Annotated in this window: 13 protein-coding genes; 2 read left to right on the forward strand and 11 right to left on the reverse strand. The window is 43.6% G+C overall.

Annotated features, from left to right (window positions below; translation table 11 throughout):
- Positions 1–29: 29 nt before the first annotated feature.
- The 4 genes from I2I13_RS03405 to I2I13_RS03420 form a co-directional block, all read right to left on the reverse strand.
- Positions 30–785: a succinate dehydrogenase/fumarate reductase iron-sulfur subunit gene (locus tag I2I13_RS03405; protein WP_004324019.1), complete on the reverse strand. Its 756-nt coding sequence runs from the start codon at positions 783–785 to the stop codon at positions 30–32.
- A gap of 36 nt (positions 786–821) precedes the next feature.
- Entirely contained in the window at positions 822–2,801 is a 1,980-nt protein-coding gene (locus I2I13_RS03410; protein WP_004324018.1) for a fumarate reductase/succinate dehydrogenase flavoprotein subunit, read from the reverse strand.
- 37 nt (positions 2,802–2,838) lie between these two features.
- Positions 2,839–3,543 (reverse strand): succinate dehydrogenase/fumarate reductase cytochrome b subunit, encoded by a 705-nt coding sequence (locus I2I13_RS03415; protein ID WP_148366856.1) that lies wholly within the window; start codon positions 3,541–3,543, stop codon positions 2,839–2,841.
- 211 nt (positions 3,544–3,754) lie between these two features.
- Entirely contained in the window at positions 3,755–4,624 is an 870-nt protein-coding gene (locus I2I13_RS03420; protein ID WP_195648774.1) for an AraC family transcriptional regulator, read from the reverse strand.
- A 156-nt stretch (positions 4,625–4,780) separates the two neighbouring features.
- Between I2I13_RS03420 and I2I13_RS03425 the strand changes: the two genes are divergently transcribed.
- Both I2I13_RS03425 and I2I13_RS03430 read left to right on the forward strand, forming a co-directional pair.
- Positions 4,781–6,199, forward strand: a complete 1,419-nt coding sequence (locus I2I13_RS03425; RefSeq protein WP_148366854.1) for a sulfatase — start codon at positions 4,781–4,783, stop codon at positions 6,197–6,199.
- A 30-nt stretch (positions 6,200–6,229) separates the two neighbouring features.
- The gene (locus I2I13_RS03430) at positions 6,230–8,611 is read left to right on the forward strand and encodes a family 20 glycosylhydrolase (RefSeq protein ID WP_195648775.1); all 2,382 of its coding nucleotides are present in this window, start codon (positions 6,230–6,232) and stop codon (positions 8,609–8,611) included.
- A gap of 116 nt (positions 8,612–8,727) precedes the next feature.
- On the opposite strand, the gene I2I13_RS03435 is transcribed toward I2I13_RS03430, so the two are convergent.
- From I2I13_RS03435 to I2I13_RS03465, 7 genes are all read right to left on the reverse strand, one after another.
- Positions 8,728–10,221, reverse strand: coding sequence for a sulfatase-like hydrolase/transferase (locus tag I2I13_RS03435; RefSeq protein ID WP_195648776.1), 1,494 nt, complete (start codon positions 10,219–10,221; stop codon positions 8,728–8,730).
- Between the two features lie 158 nt (positions 10,222–10,379).
- Positions 10,380–11,525, reverse strand: coding sequence for a DUF1735 and LamG domain-containing protein (locus I2I13_RS03440; RefSeq protein WP_148366851.1), 1,146 nt, complete (start codon positions 11,523–11,525; stop codon positions 10,380–10,382).
- 6 nt (positions 11,526–11,531) lie between these two features.
- The gene (locus I2I13_RS03445; RefSeq protein WP_148366850.1) at positions 11,532–12,464 is read right to left on the reverse strand and encodes a glycoside hydrolase family 18; all 933 of its coding nucleotides are present in this window, start codon (positions 12,462–12,464) and stop codon (positions 11,532–11,534) included.
- A gap of 28 nt (positions 12,465–12,492) precedes the next feature.
- Positions 12,493–14,046, reverse strand: a complete 1,554-nt coding sequence (locus I2I13_RS03450; protein ID WP_195648777.1) for a SusD/RagB family nutrient-binding outer membrane lipoprotein — start codon at positions 14,044–14,046, stop codon at positions 12,493–12,495.
- 12 nt (positions 14,047–14,058) lie between these two features.
- Entirely contained in the window at positions 14,059–17,292 is a 3,234-nt protein-coding gene (locus I2I13_RS03455; protein WP_370540796.1) for a SusC/RagA family TonB-linked outer membrane protein, read from the reverse strand.
- A gap of 260 nt (positions 17,293–17,552) precedes the next feature.
- Positions 17,553–18,449 carry a FecR family protein gene (locus tag I2I13_RS03460; protein WP_148366847.1) on the reverse strand — a complete coding sequence of 299 codons (897 nt, stop codon included), beginning with the start codon at positions 18,447–18,449 and terminating at the stop codon, positions 17,553–17,555.
- Positions 18,450–18,528: 79 nt separating this feature from the next.
- Positions 18,529–19,098, reverse strand: coding sequence for an RNA polymerase sigma-70 factor (locus I2I13_RS03465; RefSeq protein WP_148366846.1), 570 nt, complete (start codon positions 19,096–19,098; stop codon positions 18,529–18,531).
- Between the last annotated feature and the right edge of the window lie 146 nt (positions 19,099–19,244).

Consider the following 19,244-nt stretch of genomic DNA (forward strand, 5'->3'; position numbering starts at 1 on the left):
GCTCTCGCTATCTTGAAATCTAGCAATTTCTAGTCTTTTAATTTTGCGATGATGAAGTCACGGTTCAAGCGGGCGATGTTGCTGATAGAGATGTTCTTCGGACATTCAGCCTCACAAGCACGAGTGTTGGTACAGTTACCGAATCCCAGTTCGTCCATCTTTGACAACATAGCTTTTGCACGACGCAAAGCTTCCGGTTTACCTTGCGGCAGCAAGTTCAACTGGCTAACTTTTGCAGAAACGAATAACATAGCAGAACCATTCTTACATGCAGCTACACAAGCACCACAACCGATACAAGAAGCAGCATCCATAGCTTCGTCAGCGATAGGCTTCGGAATCAGGATAGCGTTAGCATCCTGCGGAGCACCTGTACGTACGCTCACGTAACCACCAGCCTGCATAATCTTGTCATAAGCAGTACGGTCTACCATCAAGTCCTTGATTACAGGGAAACCGGCCGAACGCCAAGGTTCAACAGTAATCGTATCACCATCCTGGAAACGACGCATATAGATCTGACAAGTAGTAGCACCTGTTGCAGGACCGTGCGGGTGTCCGTTGATGTAAAGAGAACACATACCGCAGATACCTTCGCGGCAGTCGTGGTCGAATACTACCGGTTCTTTTCTTTCGCTGATGAGCTGTTCGTTCAGAATATCCAGCATTTCGAGGAAGGAAGTATCGCCGGGGATATCTTTCATTTGGTAGGTTTCAAAAGCACCTTTAGCTTTCGGACCAGCTTGGCGCCATACCTTCAGTGTAAATGATATATTTTTATCCATTTTCTTCTAATTCTTTTAAATGTTTAACTTCACCGATTAGCTCTTGTAGTTACGGGTTTGAACCTTGATAGCTTCGTATACCAGCGGTTCTTTGTACAACACCGGAGCTTTTTCATCGTCACCTTGATATTCCCAGCATGCTACATAGAAGAAGTTTTCGTCATCACGTTTAGCTTCTCCTTCTTCAGTCTGGTATTCTTCACGGAAGTGACCACCACAACTTTCGTTACGGTTCAATGCATCGTAAGCAACAAGCTCACCCATTGTGATGAAGTCGTACAGACGGATTGCTTTGTCAAGTTCTACGTTCATGCCTTCTTTAGAACCGGGGATAAACAGATTCGTTTCGAATTCCTTGCGGATTTCTTTCAGTTCGGCAATACCTTTCTTCAAGCCTTCTGCTGTACGTCCCATACCTACATATTCCCACATAACATGACCCAGTTTCTTGTGGATAGAATCAACAGATTCTTTACCCTGGATGCTCATGAACTTGTCGATCTTAGCTTGAACTGCCTTTTCTGCTTCTGCAAACTCAGGAAGATCAGTAGAGAAACGAGGAACAGTGATTTGATCTGCCAGATAATTCTGGATTGTATAAGGCAATACGAAGTAACCGTCAGCCAAACCTTGCATCAATGCAGAAGCACCGAGGCGGTTTGCACCGTGGTCGGAGAAGTTACATTCACCGATAGCGAACAGCCCCTTGATAGTGGTTTGCAGTTCGTAGTCTACCCAGATACCACCCATTGTATAGTGGATAGCCGGATAAATCATCATCGGATTATAATATTTTACGCCATTGATTTCTTTTGCCAGTTCTCCCGGATTAACGTCAGTGATTTCTTCATACATATCGAAGAGGTTACCATAACGTTGGAGAACAATGTCGATACCCAAACGGTTGATAGCTTCAGAGAAATCGAGGAATACGGCTAAGCCGGTGTTGTTTACACCGAAACCTGCGTCGCAACGTTCTTTGGCAGCACGGCTGGCAACGTCACGCGGAACCAGGTTACCGAATGCCGGATAGCGGCGTTCCAAGTAATAGTCGCGGTCTTCTTCAGGAATATCACTTCCTTTGATTTCGCCTTTCTGAAGTTTCACAGCATCTTCTTTCTTCTTCGGAACCCAGATACGACCGTCGTTACGGAGAGATTCAGACATCAAAGTCAGTTTAGACTGCTTGTCACCGTGTACCGGGATACAAGTCGGGTGAATCTGAACGTAAGCGGGGTTAGCGAATACAGCACCCTTGCGGTAGCAAGAGATAGCAGCTGTACAGTTACATCCCATAGCGTTGGTAGACAGGAAGTAAGCATTGCCATAACCACCGGTAGCGATAACTACAGCGTGAGCGGCAAAGCGTTCCAGTTCACCTGTTACAAGGTTTTTAGCGATGATACCGCGGGCACGTCCGTCAACGATCACCACGTCTTGCATTTCATAACGAGTGTACAGTTTTACAGTACCTACGTTTACCTGACGGCTCAATGCAGAGTAAGCACCCAGCAACAACTGCTGACCAGTCTGGCCTTTAGCATAGAAAGTACGGGATACCTGTGCACCACCGAAAGAGCGGTTGTCCAGTGTGCCACCATATTCGCGAGCGAAAGGAACACCTTGTGCCACACATTGGTCGATGATAGCGTTAGATACTTCAGCCAGACGATATACGTTAGCTTCACGGGCACGATAGTCACCACCTTTTACAGTATCGTAGAACAAACGGTAAACGGAGTCACCGTCATTTTGATAATTCTTTGCAGCATTGATACCACCCTGTGCAGCGATAGAGTGCGCACGACGGGGAGAATCCTGAATACAGAAATTGAATACTCTGAAACCCATTTCACCGAGTGAAGCAGCGGCAGAAGCACCTGCCAGACCCGTACCCACAACGATGATGTCCAAACGGCGTTTATTAGCGGGGTTCACCAATTTCTGGTGAGCTTTATAGTTGGTCCATTTCTCAGCCACCGGGCCTTCTGGAATTTTTGAATCTATCTTGATCATAATATTATTTACAATTTAATCATTTACAATTTACTATTTAGCAAGCACCGCCACAAATCAGTGTTTTCACAAAGAATACCACTACTACCAGTGCGAAACCGAGTACAACAATCGTAGAATAGATGTTAGAAATGCATTTCCAACGATTGATCCATACTTTGTTGTTCCATCCCAGTGATTGCATTGAACTCCAGAAACCATGAGTCAGGTGGAACCACAAAGCAAACAGCCAAACGAGGTAAAGAACTACGTAAACCGGGCAAGAGAAAGTCTGCTGGATGTGATAAGCACCGTTAGCAGCATAAGCCAGTGTCAGTGTGTCAGCATGCATGCCCATGTTGTGCATCAGTTCCGGCAACTGCATTTTTGCCCAGAAGTTGAAGAGGTGCAAACCAAGACCTACGATAACGATAAGACCCAGCACCAACATGTTTTGAGATGCCCATTCTACAGTTTTCGGTTTGTCTGTCACTGCATAGCGTTCGCTACCACGCGCTTTGCGATTCTGCATTGTCAGCCAGAATGCGTAGATAATGTGAATTACGAAAAGAGCAGCCAGTCCTGCGGTAGCCACTAATGCATACCAGTTTGCTCCCAGGAACTCACAAATCATGTTGTAACCATCAGCCGAGATGATCGCAACCAAGTTCATCGCCATGTGAAATGTTAGAAACAGGACAAGGGCGATACCGGTAACGCTCATCACCACTTTCCTTCCTACAGATGAATTACTTAACCACATAAATGATTGAATTTAAATTATTTAATTGTTAGAACTAAAATTTCGACGTTTTACACCTCTTACGGACTGCAAAAATAGGGGAAATAGATTGATTGAGCAAGGAATTAAAGAAATAATTCTTTAATAATGAATCAATGTGCTAATGTGTCAATATGCCAGCCAGTATGCACGCATGGCGCAACTGATTGGCATATTGGTATTATGGGACTATTTATTGTATCTTTCCGATTTTCTCACCACTGGCTGCTTTCTTGCGTAAAGCGCGTGGGGTATCGCCAAAAGAGTCTTTGCAGAAGTGGGCGAAGTGAGACAGGGAGTCGAATCCGTATTTGTTGCAGATTTCAGTGATTCGCATTTTGGTGTGTTGCAGGTCTTCCAGTATTCCTTCCCGTTTCTTTTCCAGTATCCATTCATATACGGGCATGCCATACAAGTTTTTGAAAAGGCGGCGGAAGGTAGTGGTCGTGTATCCTCCCAGATGCGCAAATTCTTCCACATTCTTTACATTACTGTAATTCTGCATGACGAAATAGTGGAAACTTTCCGTATAAGTGCTGATGGGATAGAAGAATGAACTTAGCTGGGGCAGAGGATAGAAATTGGTGATCAAGAAAACAAGTTCCTTACATTTTAAGTCGATATACTTGCCGCAAGGAGTTTCTTCGTTGAGGAATTCGGGCATGCTGGTGACAAGGTGGTATAACCTTTCACTCATAATCAGTGGAGTGTAGGTCACCGGGACCTCTGTGTGTTCCATCATTTCCTTGTACCGGTCTTCGCAGAGCAGAGGCAGTTCGTTGAACCAGTAGACAACGTATTCAACATCTGTCAATGCTAGTATTTCGACCTTGGAACCAATAGCTTGCAGGATAAACTGTCTTTCACGCAGTGTATTTCCGGGATACTCCTCACTATTGATAAGTAACTCACCCTTTATCATGAAAAGCATACAATTCTGCGTACACTTATCCTTGGGGATATGTTCCCCTTTGGGTAAGTTTCTGTATATAAGGATATTCTCAACAGCTTTGGGACATCCTGTACAGTTGGTATATTGTATGCAAAATGAATCTCCTGGCATGAAGTTATTCGTGAATTGTTATTTACGGGGAACAAAGATATAATTTTTTTTGCGGAAAATGACATTCTTTCTTTCATTTATGTTTTAGTAGAAAGCTTTGTACGATTGTCTTTATTATAGTGGAATGAATTTATAACTAAAATTATGAACTATATTATGAAGAACAAAAAGGTATTAATAGGAATGGCGGGCATGGCTGTTTTGTCTGCCGAAGCTATCGCACAGAAACCGGCCAATATCATACTTATCAACCTGGACGATGCTGGAAACGGAGATTTCTCTTGTCGTGGAGCAGTTGGTTATCAGACTCCACATATTGACTGGATGGCTGCCAATGGGATGGCAATGAACAATTTTTATGCGGTTCAGCCTATTAGTGGTGCTTCGAGGGCGGGGTTAATGACAGGATGCTATCCGAATCGTATCGGATTTGCTTACGCTCTGAATCCCGGTTCTCCTTATGGGATCAGTGCGGAGGAAGAAACGGTTGCGGAATTATTGCGCGACAAAGGATATGCAACGGCTATTTTCGGGAAGTGGCATCTGGGAGATGAGAAAAAGTTTCTTCCGCTTCAGCATGGTTTCGATGAATATTATGGGCTGCCTTATTCGAATGATATGTGGCCTCATCATCCCCAGTACAAGTTCCCGGATCTGCCTTTAATTAAGGGGAATGATATTATCGGTTATAATACGGATCAAACAAGGCTGACTACCGACTATACCAATTATGCAGTCGACTTTATTCATCGCAATGCAAGGAGTAAGCCGTTCTTTTTGTATCTGGCCCATTCGATGCCTCATGTACCTTTGGCTGTATCTGATAAGTTTAAAGGAAAAAGCAAGCAGGGGTTGTATGGTGATGTGATGATGGAGATAGATTGGAGTGTGGGGGAGATTCTCCGAACCATTCGTGAGGAGGGGATAGAGGACAATACGATAGTGATTCTCACTTCGGATAATGGGCCGTGGGCGAATTATGGCAATCATGCAGGGTCGTCCGGCGGACTTCGGGAAGCAAAGGCGAATACATTTAATGGAGGTACCCGTGTTCCTTGTTTCTTCTATTGGAAAGGGAAGATTCAACCGGCTACAGTGTGCAACAGTTTATATTCCAATATCGATATTCTGCCTACTTTGGTTGAGATAGCGGGAGCTGAAAAACCGAAGCAAAAAATAGATGGAATTAGTATGTTGCCAGCATTGACGGTTGATCCTACGATTGCTGCCCGCAAATATCTTTGTTTTTATTATCATAAGAATTCGCTGGAGGCTATTACTGATGGAAGTTATAAGCTGGTTTTTCCTCACAAATATGTGTCTTATGACAGCCAGGTGCCTGGTAATGACGGACTTCCCGGAGCGTTGGGAAAGGGTGAAGTGAAGGAGTGCGAACTTTATGATTTGAGACGGGATATGGGTGAACGTGTGAATGTGATTACGCAGTACCCGGAAATTGTGAAAGATTTGATGAGAGAGGCCGATGTGTGGCGTGATGAACTGGGAGATGATCTGACCGGGCGTCAGGGAAAAGCACGAAGGGAAGCCGGTAAGTCGGATAAGGCTGCCAAGTAGATAAGATAACCTAATAGATTCAGAATATATATGGTTAAAGTCAATATCTGCCGGAGTGCATTATTTCCACCTATATCATTATTTCTATTCATTTTTGTAGGCTTCTCTTTGTTTACGGTGGATTCTGTGGCATCGGTTTCTTATCGGAACTTGATTCCCGAACCAGTGTCGATAGTAGAAAAAGATGGGAGACCATTCGTCGTGAATGAGCAGACGAAGGTGATTTATTCGGGGAACTATCCTGAATGGAAATCTGTTGCGGATTTACTGGCTGCTTATCTCTCGGAAAGTACCGGATATCCGTTGACTATTGGAAAGTTCTCAAAGCTGCAGCGTAGTAATGAAATTATTTTTGAAAGGAATTTCCAACTGCCGAAAGAAGGGTTTAAGTTAGAAGTTACGGAAGATTATATGATTATCGAGGCGGCAGACTTGGCGGGAGCGTTTTATGCTGTTCAGATGTTGCGGCAGTTATTACTTCTTGGGTGGGAAAGACCGGCGGAACAGGAAAAAAGAATAGGAGAAGTAATCGTATCGGGGAAGGAGTTAAGTTTTCCTCCTGTGGCGTTGGAAGATTATCCTTCCATGTCATATAGAGGGGCCATGCTTGATGTGAGCCGTCATTTCTTTTCCGTTGCGCAGGTGAAACGTTATATCGACTTATTGGCTTTTCATCGTTTGAATCATTTTCACTGGCATCTGACGGACGACCAGGGATGGAGGATAGAAATAGAAAAATACCCGAATCTGACTAAAGTCGGTGCATGGAGAGGGGCGGACAAATATGGTGGTTATTATACCCATGAAGATATAAAAGAAGTAGTGGCTTATGCAGCCGAAAGATTTATAACGATTATTCCGGAAATAGATATGCCCGGTCATACACAGGCTGCTTTGGCGGCATATCCGGAATTAGGTTGTATGGAGAAGAATTATGAAGTGGCTACGGAAGTTGGTGGAGTTCATAAAGATGTGATGTGCCTGGGAAATGATTTTACCCTGCCTTTTGTAAAGGACGTTTTGAAAGAAGTTGCCGGGTTATTTCCGGGGGTGTTTATTCATATCGGAGGGGACGAAGTGCCTAAAGACCGTTGGCAGCAATGTGATGCTTGCCAGAAGGCAATCACGAAACATGGTTTGAAAGATGCTGGTCGGCATACGGCAGAGGAGTTTTTGCAAAGTGCTTTTAATGAAGAAATAGCTGGTTATCTGCATGGATTGGGAAAGCGGATGATTGGCTGGGATGAAGTGCTTTCCGATAGTTTGAGCAGGGAGGTTACTATTATGTCCTGGCGTGGGCTAGGACGTGCCACGGCTGCGCTCCGCAAAGGTCACTCTGTGATTGTATCTGCGGATTCTCATTTGTATTTGAATCATTATCAGACAATAAACTCGGAACAGGAACCTCGTGCAACCGGCGGACTGGTGGAGATGAAGAAAGTATTTGAGACTCCTTTTTTCTCCCTGCAACTTTCAACGACCGAAAAGGAAAGAGTGCTAGGGGCGGAAGCATGTTTGTGGACTTCATTTATCGACAATGACTCATTATTGGATTATATGCTCCTTCCGCGTCTGGCTGCTTTTGCAGAAGCTGCATGGTGTGAAGGGAGGCGTGGCACTTACGATCATTTCTTGCACCGTTTGCCCGGTCTTCTGAATTGTTATAACCGGTTGGGATATGGACATGCGAATCACTTCTTTACTATTTCCGCAGCCTATCAGTCCGTTCCTGAAGAAAGGAACTTGCAGATTTCGTTGGAAAGTTTGCCCAATACGGAAATTTACTACACGTTGGATGGCAGTCAACCAATTAAATCTACTTCTTCCTTATATAAATCTGCCTTCCGGATAGATAAGAGTTGTGTCTTGAGGGCTGTTTCCTATTTATCTGACGGACTTTCCAGTGATGAATTGCGTCAGGAAATCTTTGTGAATAAAGCCACATTCAGACCTGTCCGGTTATTAAATGCCCCTTCCGAACGTTATCAGGGGGAAAATGGGAGAGTACTGGTAGATGGAATCCGAAGCATAAACTTTCATAATACAGGTTTGTGGGTAGGGAACCACTCCTCTGATCTGAGTGTAGTGATAGATTTGGAGTCTTTGCAATCTATTTCTTCGGTGGAAGTCTCTGCCTTGACTGATTTAAGTGCCTGGATTATGGGGCCACAGTCTATTTCCGTATTCGTATCTACGGATGGAGAGAAGTATGCAGCAGTATCCCGCCAAATATACAATGCGCCGACAGACGCTATGGGAGAAAAACAGAGTGATCTGAACCGGCTTTCTTTTGATGCAACGTCTGCGCGTTATGTAAAGATTGTGGCGGAGCCTTTTAAAAGCTTGCCTAAAGGACATTCCGGTGAAAACGAACCCCCTTTTCTATTTATTGATGAAATAAGAATCTATTAGTACTACTACTTCTTCCGGCAAGTCCCGTACTGTAGCCATTGGCTTGCAGAGTAGTTGTCAGTCGGCGGATGTTGCTATTACAGGCATAGTCTGCCGACAGACCGGTAAGTATCGTTTTATTTATAGATATATAAGTGTTGCATTTCCTCAAATGTCAGTTTGTGCCCGTCTTGCCACCAGTGGGAGTCGGATAAGTTGCAGAAATCTTTTTCTTCTTCCATACGGAAGGCTAATTGTTCTTTCAGGTCGTGCGCTGTTTTTTCCTGTCCGGGTAATAGATTATGTTGTTCCGATGGATCTTTCTGCAGGTCGAATAATTGTTCGGTAATTGTTCCGCCTACATTGTAAATAAGGTATTTGTATTTTCCGCTGACGAATCCCCGTTGCAGGTTGGAGTAGGCGAGAAATAAATCGCTGCGGTGTGTGGCGGTAGAGTCTTCCAACACATGACAGAGAGATTGTGCCGTCATACTTTCCGGTAAGGCAATGTTTGCCAGTTCACAAAGTGTCGGGGCAATGTCGTGCAGATAGCACAGGGCGTTACTCTTTCTCCCTTTCTGTACTTTGTAGGCGGGAGCGATAAGGGTGAGCGGTACTTTCACGCTGTGGTCGTAAAGGTTCTGCTTTCCCAGTAATCCGTGACGTCCCATTGCCAGACCGTTGTCGGAGGCAAAGACGACAATCGTGTTGTCCGCCTGTCCCGTTTCTTGCAATGCCTGCATAATACGTCCTATCTGTACATCCACTTCGCTAATCATCCCGTAATAATCGGAGAGTTCTTTTTGTATCTGCCCGCCTGTCCGTGGGACAGGTACCAGTAATTCGTCACGCACGTTCATCTCTCCATTGTCAAATGGGTGGCGGGGGAGAAAATTGGCCGGCAGGTTAAGAGTGTCCGGAGCGTATTTCTGACCGTAAGCAGGGAGTTGGTTGCGCGGGTCGTGAGGTGAAGTAAATGCGACATAAGCAAGGAAAGGCTGCTTTTCATCTTTACGCCTTTGCAAAAAACGGATAGCTGCGTCAGCATACATTTTTGATGAGAATTCTTTTCCTGTAAATTCAGTCTCTTTTCCATATACACCTGTCGAGTCGTAATGGTTCAGATGAGGTGAACAATGCCCGTTCAGTTCATACGGATGCATACCACCGAAATAGATGTTGTCTCCTTCCTGAAATGAGCGGTTGAAGGAGGCCTTGTCCGAATGCCATTTTCCTGTGGCAAAGGTGCGGTAACCATTCCGTTTGAATTGTTGCGGGAAAGTGGTGTGTGTTTCGGGAATTTTCATCCCGTCCGCCTGAATATCATAGATTCCGCGTCCGGTCATCAACATGGCGCGGCTTGGCATGGATAATGCTCCACACAACGCACCATTCGTATAAGTATTTGTAAAGGTGATACCTGCGGCGATGAGGCTGTCGATTGCAGGAGTGCACACGTCATTATTACCTAGAGCATGAATAGAAGAAGCTTGTAAATCATCTGTTAAAATGAATAAGAGGTTGGGATGCTTCGGAGTATTTTCTGTGTTCGGCTGACATCCGGTGACTAATGGCGTAAAAATGAATGGGAGATAGCAGATATTTAATGAATGTTGGATGATTTGTTTCATGTTGACAATGGCTGTATTTAAAGTTACCTTTAAAAGGTTTATTATGTTTTAGACGTGAATTAAGTTTGTAGAACGAACCGGGAAGAAATTCGTAAGGTCACTTAATTCACGTCTAAAGATAATGAATGTAATTTGCGCTATTTATTTTTCAACAAAAGTTAGTTTGTCTTTGTAAAGCATTGGTCGGCTTTCCATTCCTTGACACTTCCGGATACTAACGTTGCATGGTTATTGTTTCCTGAACTGTCATACAGAATTTCGTCTTTACCTTCCTCGACCGGACCTTCATCCATTTTCCAGTAACCGACAAGATTGGAGTTTACAGTGACTGGACCTGCCATGTTGTTTTGGATTTCAGACTGCGTGAGAGCTTTGTTCCAGAGTCGTGCCTGTCCCATCATGTGCTCATTTATCGTATTGGTGTTGAAGAATGCAATGGATGTGATAGGAACAGGTATGCCGCTTGCTTCAACGTCTTGTACTTTTTCTCCGTTGGCATAGAAATAACATTTCACTTGGTCGTAGACAAGAGCGACATGTGTCCAGGTCCGTTTCTGGAAGGAGAACTTGTTGAAGAACCCTTTGTTATTTTCGGCTTGCGTTCCGAAGATATTAATCTGCATCTGGTCTTTGGTAATCTGGTTGTTGGCATTACCCAAACGAATGTAGAAGGCAGAACAGTCGATAACACACTGGTTGTTGTAATTGAAGCCGTCCATCCACAGCCAGAATTCGATAGTGAAGTTTTCTACCGAAATAGTGTTTACATTTTCCGACTTGAAGCCACCTAGAGTACTCATATAAGGTGTATACTGAGTCCACGGCTTGTCGAGTAACAAAAGATATTTGGAACCCAGTTTTTCTTCGGGGACACTGCCGTCGCCTATCACTCTGATGGGCAATGCATATTTTACGCCTTCTGCCGCGTCATAAGGGCTAATGGTCACAACAGTCGGTTGAGCCATTGTCTTGCCGCTTGCGATGGTCACTTCTTTGTTGAATGAATGTTTGTCTGCCGGCAATAATGAATAGTTGGCCAGCGTCTTTTCATTGTATTCGTTCAGTATGGTTTCATCCACCACCAATGTGGCGTTGACGTCTTTAGACATGATGTCGGCGATGCGGACCGTAAAATCTGTTACTGTCTTTTCACCTACATTGACAGGCACGCTCTTTACATTCTTGAAAGCAGCTTCATTGATGTAAATGCGGTTTCCTATCGGGTCATATTCTTCCTTACAACCGGTTAAGGCTAACAAAGTCAATAATCCGGCAAATAATGTATATGCTTTATTCTTTCTCATAATATATTATTTTTTAGCTGGGTTCATTATTTGGATAGCTTGGCGCAAGTATTTGTAATTGTTGGAGAATTCGTATTCCATGTGGAATGTACCCAGTCCCCCTTTGCGTCCTTCAACAGGGTTCCAGTAAGCCATTCCGAGCAAGGAAGGCATTTCTCCTCGTTCCGGGTCACGGAAAGTAACTCCACCGGTTGCGGCCCAACTTTCAAAGTTTTCCGTTACGATGTAACGTTCGGGACCTATATATTCTTTTATCCAGTCGAACCGTTGTTTTAATCTTGTGGCGGAAGTTGCTCCGTATGCTTGCGATACTGCATAATTGGCATATTTCCAACCCTCTTCCGAGATGAGATCTACAAAGCCGTCTACAATAATCAACTTGTCCGGACCTAATCTTTGACGCATTTCCCTTAACAGGGTAGTCATGTTTTCTTCTTTGTACAGCAAGTCTTTGCTGGTACATTCGTGGTCGAAATCAATTCCGTCATAGCCGTATTTGTGTATACTGTCGGCTATCGCTTGTGCAGCTTTCGGAATATTTTCCGCTACGTTCTCGAAGTTACCGGGAAGATTGGCCATGTTGTGTGAGAATAGGGTGAATGTAACACGTGTTCCCAACACTTCCTGAACATATTTCAGGTCGTCTTTCTGGAATTGCGTCAGACTGCCGTATGATCCCCAGATAGAAACGATATCTACACTGTCCGGAATACTTTTCAGACTGTAGTATAACGAGGCTGCCCCTTGCGGTGACCAGCTTCCGAACCATCCGAATGTGAGGGGGTGATCACTTTTTTTATATTCCCTGAGTGCTGCATAATATTCTTCAGACAGCGGTTCAGGTTCGAAATTCTTGGTTTCCATTTCAGTCCAGTCATCGCAGCTATGGAAATTCATAGCTATGAGCATCACAAATAATAGGTTGAATATATTTTTCATATTGTTTATTCTTTGGTAATTTATCCGGTTAATCCTTCTTTGCCCACCATAAATCAGTAGCATCCGTATCCTGTCCGTTCGACAAGAAAGTACAAGCCTCTGTAACGTTGGCTCCATTACTGTTGTATTCATCTTCCGAGAAACGCAGACGGCGTTGCTGGCGTTCTTTAGTGACACCTTGTGTGGAAAGGTTGTCATGTGCGGGGAATACAGCCGGATATCCGGTGCGACGGAAGTCAGCCCAAGTTTCGTTTCCAATCGGGAAGTTGGCAATCATCTTTTGTGTCAGGATGCGTTGCAGGTTATCTTCGTCTGCATTAGCACCTGTCTTATCCCAAGCTACCGTTAATTTGCATGGGTTTGTGTAGTTGTAGGCAGCGTTCAACGGACATATGTAATCAGCCGGTACGTTCGTATTGTTGGCAATGTATGCATCGGCACCTGATATTCCGTGCTCGTTGAATGACAGGCGGATACCTTCTTTGTAGAATTCTTCTGCCGTTCCGCCCATGTTCCACTTTTTCAGTGCGCCTTCAGCCCGTAGGAAAGCTACTTCTGCTGCGTTGAATATCAACATGGGAGTTTTCGTTTCTACTTTGACGGTAGAATAGGTTGAGAACATACTGGTGGTAATACCTTGTATGCCGGAGCGCACGCCGATATAATCATAATCTCCGGATACGGATGATTTAGTAAAGTAGGCTTCGCAACGAGGATCCTGATATCCGTTCATAAAGGAGACGATGCAGGCATTGGCACGAACCTCCCCCCAAGAGTTCACACTGGCAAGACCATTCTTATAGTTCGTTGCAGTGATGTTGTCGTAGGCGTCGCAGTCGTTACTGTCCATCACTCCGTATGGATGCGATACGGCTTCTTCTGCTTTTTCCTGTGCATATTCGGGTACTGCATTACTGATGCGGATAGCGATACGTAGTTTCAGGGAATTGGCGAATTTAATCCATTTCTTATAATCCCCCTGATAGATACGGTCTTCTGTGGTCAACTCGTTAAAGGACGGGTCGGTATTCATCAATGCGGTGAGTACGCCGATGCTGTAATCCAAATCGTCCATCATTGCTTTCCATGCAGTCTCTTCATTATCGTATCCTACGGAGTATTGTCCGCTTTCAACTTTTGTGTAAGGAAGCGGACCTTGCATGGTAGCTATAATCTGCATGATATATACCCGCATGATTTTAGCTAATGCATAATAGTGTCCCGAGGCTTCGCTGAAACGCTCGATGGAGAAATAGTTGGGGTAGAAATTTTTGAAATACCAGTCAACCGACCATTTATTCCAGTTGTCGTCTACATTATAAGTATAGAAATGTTGCGACCGGCTCCAACTGCTGGAAGGAGTCAGCATGCCACCGAACGGACCTGCCCAGAAAGTGATGTTACGTTGGGCGGGGTTCTCTTCGGTAGAAGACATACACGTGATAAGTTGTGCAAACAGCAGACGGGAGTTCAACGTAGGTGGCTGATACTGATTGGTGTTGAATTCCTCAAATTTTCCCGTACAATTACACATGAGTACTGTCAATAGTACCGAACATATTATTTGGGTTACTTTTTTCATAATTCTTTTTGTTTAGAAATTGAGTTTTACGCTAAATCCGAGATTACGTGTAGTGGGCTGCATAAAGTAGTCATAACTTTGATAGTAGTTCGACTGTGTTGATGCGGTTGCTTCTGGGTCGAAAGGTGCCTTGCAATAAATCATCCAGAGATTCTTACCTACTAATCCGACGGTCATTCTTAGTTTGTCACGGAACCATTCTTTAGGCAATGTGTAGCTCAGGCTCAATTCCGCCAGACGCACATTGGTGGCGCTGTATGTATAATATGCAGCGTATCCTTTCACAGTGTCAAAGTATTTTTCCGTATCTACATATCCATGATTGATAGGCACGCCACCAGTATCACGGTAGTTGGCAGTTACTTGTGAAACTCCGTACTGGTCAAGCACACTTTGTGTACCGGACAAGGCAATACCACCGAAACGAGCAGTAAGCGTCATACCCAGATTGACACCTTTGTAAGAGAAGTTGTTGCTCCATCCCATGTTTGTCTTCGGCAGGATCGAACCTAGTTTGAATTCGTCTACCGATTCGATTTCAATCTTTCCTTCCTGTGAAACGAAGACGTTACCATTACCGTCTCTCTTGATACGGTGAGTAGCATATACGTCACCGATAGAACCGCCTTTGTATAATTTTACACGTGCATCGAGATTGCCTAATTGTCCCATATCGTAATTATCTTTGGTAATTGGCTCTCCGGTCATCGGGTTAATGGAACCTTCGGTCAGCTTGATAATTTTATTCTTGTTCCAAGAGAGAGTCAGGTGGCTGTCCCATGCAAAACCGTTCCACTTGTCGCTATATCCTAATGCCATTTCTATACCTTCATTGCGGACATTACCACTTTGGATATACGCTTTGGAGTATCCGGACGAGATAGATAGGTCGGCGGTGAAAGTCTGGTTGATCGTGTTCGACTTATAATAAGTCAAATCGAAAGAAAGACGGTTGTCCAACCATTTTGAGTTCAGACCGAATTCCCATGAACGGGTCTTTTCCGGTTTCAGGTTACGCATCGGGTAAATGGATGTGGAAGACCATTTACCGGAAGCTATATTGAATTCGTATGTCGGACGTGTGATGAAACGCTCGAAAGAAGTACCTACTTCTGTATATGAACCGCGCACTTTCAGGAATGAAATCCATTCGGGTAGTCTGGCCATGCTGGAAATGACACCGGACAAACCTACGGATGGATAGAAGAAAGAAGATGCTTCGGAAAAGGCAAGTTGTGATTCCCAGTCGTTACGTCCGGTAGCGGTTAAGTAAAACATACTCTTGTAGCCGACTTCCGCATTGATGAAAACACCTTGCGACTGCTGGATATATCCCGATTGGATTCTTCTGTATTTGGCAGATGTGTCAATGTTGTGTACGGCAAAGAAGTTATAAATACCTTCCAGGTTACCGCCATGACCTATCTGCTCTTCTCTCTGGTCGTTGATAGAAGCTCCGATATTGGCATTTACGGACCACATGTTTTCGTTGAATGATTTGGCAATGTTCAGCATGATGTCACCGTAGAAACTGCTGTACTCTTTGCGGTTGTCATAGTAACCACCATAATCGCTGGCAAACTGCTCGATAGTAGAAGCGTAGCGCTTATCGGTGGAACGCATATCTGTTTTGTCATATTTCAGACGACCGGTAATGTCAATTCCGTCGATGATGTTCCATTTCAACGATGCATTGGTCATGAAACGTTTCTTTTTATTCTCACGGACAATGCGGTTCATGGTCCAGTAAGGATTTTGCAGTTCCATACTTTGAGTTTCGTACGGCCAGTATTGTTCATAAATGCCCAAACCTTCGTTGTAGCGTTCGTACATACGGATTGCATCGAAGTTTTCTCCGCGTGGGAACAGGTATAAAGCGGTAAGCGGGTTGAAATAACGTCCCTGTGCGGTCATATTTCTGTCATTCTGGAAAATCAGGTTGGCACCGAAGTCCAGAACCAGTTTGTCGTTCAGGAAACTAGCGGTATTGCGTCCTGATACATTATAACGTTCGTATTTGTTGTTGGGCAGAATACCGTTTGAGTTAGTTGCCGAGACGGAAACATACGTCTGGTTTTTTGACGTACCAGTAGAGAGCGATACCGAATTAATGGTATTTACACCTGTGCGGAAAAACTTTTCAGGGTCATAGTTGCTGTTCACAAGGTCACCCCAGCTGGCGAATACTCCATCTTTATTTCCATATTTACTTTGCATTTTGGGTAACATGGTGGGAGTAGAGAAAGTAGTACTGCTCGATACACTGATATTCGTTTTATCTTTTGTTCCTTTCTTGGTGTTGATAAGTACTACACCGGAAGCAGCAGCATTACCATAAAGTGCCGCTGCAGCGGGACCTGTCAGCATGTTGATGGACTCAATATCTTCCGGGTTGATATCCGCAACGGCGTCACTACCAGGCTGGTCGGCTGTGATACCCGTATCGGTCCCTTCGTTCACAACGTTGAACATCGGAATACCGTCGATAACGTAAAGGGCATTATTAGATTTGGTAATTGACTTCACGCCACGCATTACCACACGCGCTGCAGAACCCGCACCGGATGCCGAAGAATTGATTGTCACACCTGCAACCTTACCATTCAGCGAGTTCATAAAATTCGCATCCTTTACAGTAGTGATATCGTCAGAGCTTAACTGTTGCACATTGTAGCTCAACGCTTTCTCCGAACGTTTGATACCCAAAGCGGTTACAACCACCTGCTCCAGTTCAGTTGCTTCTTCCGACAGGACGATGTTCAGTCTCGTCTGACCGTTGAAAACAATGTTCTGTGTCTGATAACCGATATAAGAAACAGTCAGCACATCACCGACGTGTATATTTTCCAAACGGAAATCACCGTCAATAGAAGTAATGGTTCCCTGTCCGTTTTTAGTGGAGATGGAAGCTCCGATAACAGGACCGGAGGAATCATTTATTACACCCGAAACGGCATAGGATTTCTGTTGTTCCGTTCCTGATTTTTTGATAAACAAAACAATCCGTTTGTCTGTAATCCGATAATCTATGGAAGTGTTTTTCAGTAAAGAGGTTACGATTTGATTAATATCATTCGATGTCATCTTTATTGACGTCTTCTGATTAGTGTTGATGTCACTGTTGTAAAAGAAAGAATATCCACTTTGTTTCTCAATACTTTCGATTACTTTGGCAATGGAGGTATTCGTAAAGTCTAGCTTGACATCCCGTTTCACGGTCTGTGCGAGAGCAAAATAGGGAATCATTAAAAGTAATATTGCCAAAAAGAGGTCTTTTTTGAGCTCTTGTGTGGAAGTGTGGCAATATTTTTGATAAGAAATTTGGTACTTTCTTAAGTTTGTCATACTTTTATAAATTAGAAATTAAGGATTGTGACGATGGGCATCGTCATGATTTTTGCAAAGTCTCAGAAGCGGGAAAATATTGGTACTATTTTCTCGCTTTTTCTGTGTTTTTTACAGTACTATGTCATAGGCTATTCGTTTTTTAAGTTTTACAATATGGGTTATTTTAGTATTATATTTTTTCCTTTTCGTTCATACTTGAACGGGGTGCTTATCTGCATTATTTTTAAAATAGACTCAAGCGGCTCATTGGTATAAAACTCTCCCGTAAAGGATTTTCCTATCAGCTCATCATTCATGATGATAAATTTCACATTAAACAGTTGTTCCAGGCGTTGGCAGATGTCGAGCAAAGGAGTATCTGACAATACCCATACATTCTGGGTCCAACGTATCTCACGGATGGCATTGTTTAATTCTGTAAGCAGCATATTTCCGCTGTTAACATCGTACTTCAGTTGCTGACTGGGTTTCATCAACATCTGTTTCTTTTCATTGCTTACTTCAATAGAGCCTTCCAGTAAGGTCGCTGTAATCTGCGGAGACTGCGAACTGGCATTTACAGTGAACTTTGTTCCCAACACTCTGATCTTTAATTCACCGGCACGTACAATGAATGGATGTTTCTTATCATGCTTTACATCAAAGTAGGCTTCCCCTTCCAGAAAGATTTCTCTTGAATCGCCCGAAAAATGCTCCGGATAAATCAGCTTGGAATGATTGTTCAACTGAATCATGGTTCCATCGGGCAATGGCACTTTCTGTACGATCCCACTGTTGTTGGTCTTTATGATGAACGAAGGATCTGTATCCAACATCATGTACAACCACCCGCTCATTGCAATTAACAAAGCCACCGTAGCTGCTGCGAGCCATATTCGGTACTGCTTGTTACGGCGGCGGAAAATGTCAATAGAGTTGCTGTCAGTTTGGATTCGTGTCATCAGCCGGGAGAAAGACTTTTCTGCTGAGTGTTCTTTACTTGGTCCCGGAGATCGCAGTTTGATACCGGCAATCAACTCATCCATTTCATTTGTTTTTTCTTTTTCAATGCGCATTTTTTTCTTGTTTTCTAAAGCTTTATACTATATAGAAAACTCAAGTGGTAAAACTACTAAAAGGAAAAAGAACTTTTTTTTAAAATTTTTCTAGAAACGGTTTTATTGATTCCTTTATTTTAGCTTTGGCGAGTAAAAGCTGGCGTTCTACGGTACAAAGTTTCACGTTTAAAGCCTCTGCTATTTCGCGATGATTCATTTCATCTTCTTTCGCCATTTGAAAGATGACACGGCAACGTTCGGGCAATGAGGAGATTGCCTGTTTTACTGCTTGATGCAATTCTTTGTAGGATAATTCGTCCAGAGGATTCTGGGTAGTGATGTTTATTTGCAGTTCGGTCTCAGGAAGATCATCCCTTTTGGAGATATATCCACTTTTCAGTACATTGAGGCATCCGTTGCGTACTGCTTGATAAATGTAAGGGTGAAAATTAGGGATAGCCGTAAGCATGCTTCTGTCTTTCCACAAAACAAAAAATACGTCTCCTATAACGTCCTCGCACGCAGCTTCCGAATGAAGAAACAGCATCGCGAAATTGAAAAGGCGGTCGTAATAATGCATATATAACGTACGAAAAGCTTTCGAATCCCCTTCAGATACTAATTTCAGTATCTCTTGTTCATTGCTTATACGTTGTTTATTACTCATAGATTTTTCTCTTCTGGTAAAAGATTGTGGTTTGGCGTACAAAGAAACAGACTTTATTTTGTTTTTCCTAACGTTTTTATGAGTGGTGTTTGTTTTTTCTCTGTTATTGAGAAAACTTTATGTTGATTTTTGGAAGTATTATAGTA

This window comes from Bacteroides sp. D55t1_190419_B8 (assembly GCF_015558905.1).
Taxonomy (GTDB): Bacteria; Bacteroidota; Bacteroidia; order Bacteroidales; family Bacteroidaceae; genus Bacteroides; species Bacteroides vicugnae.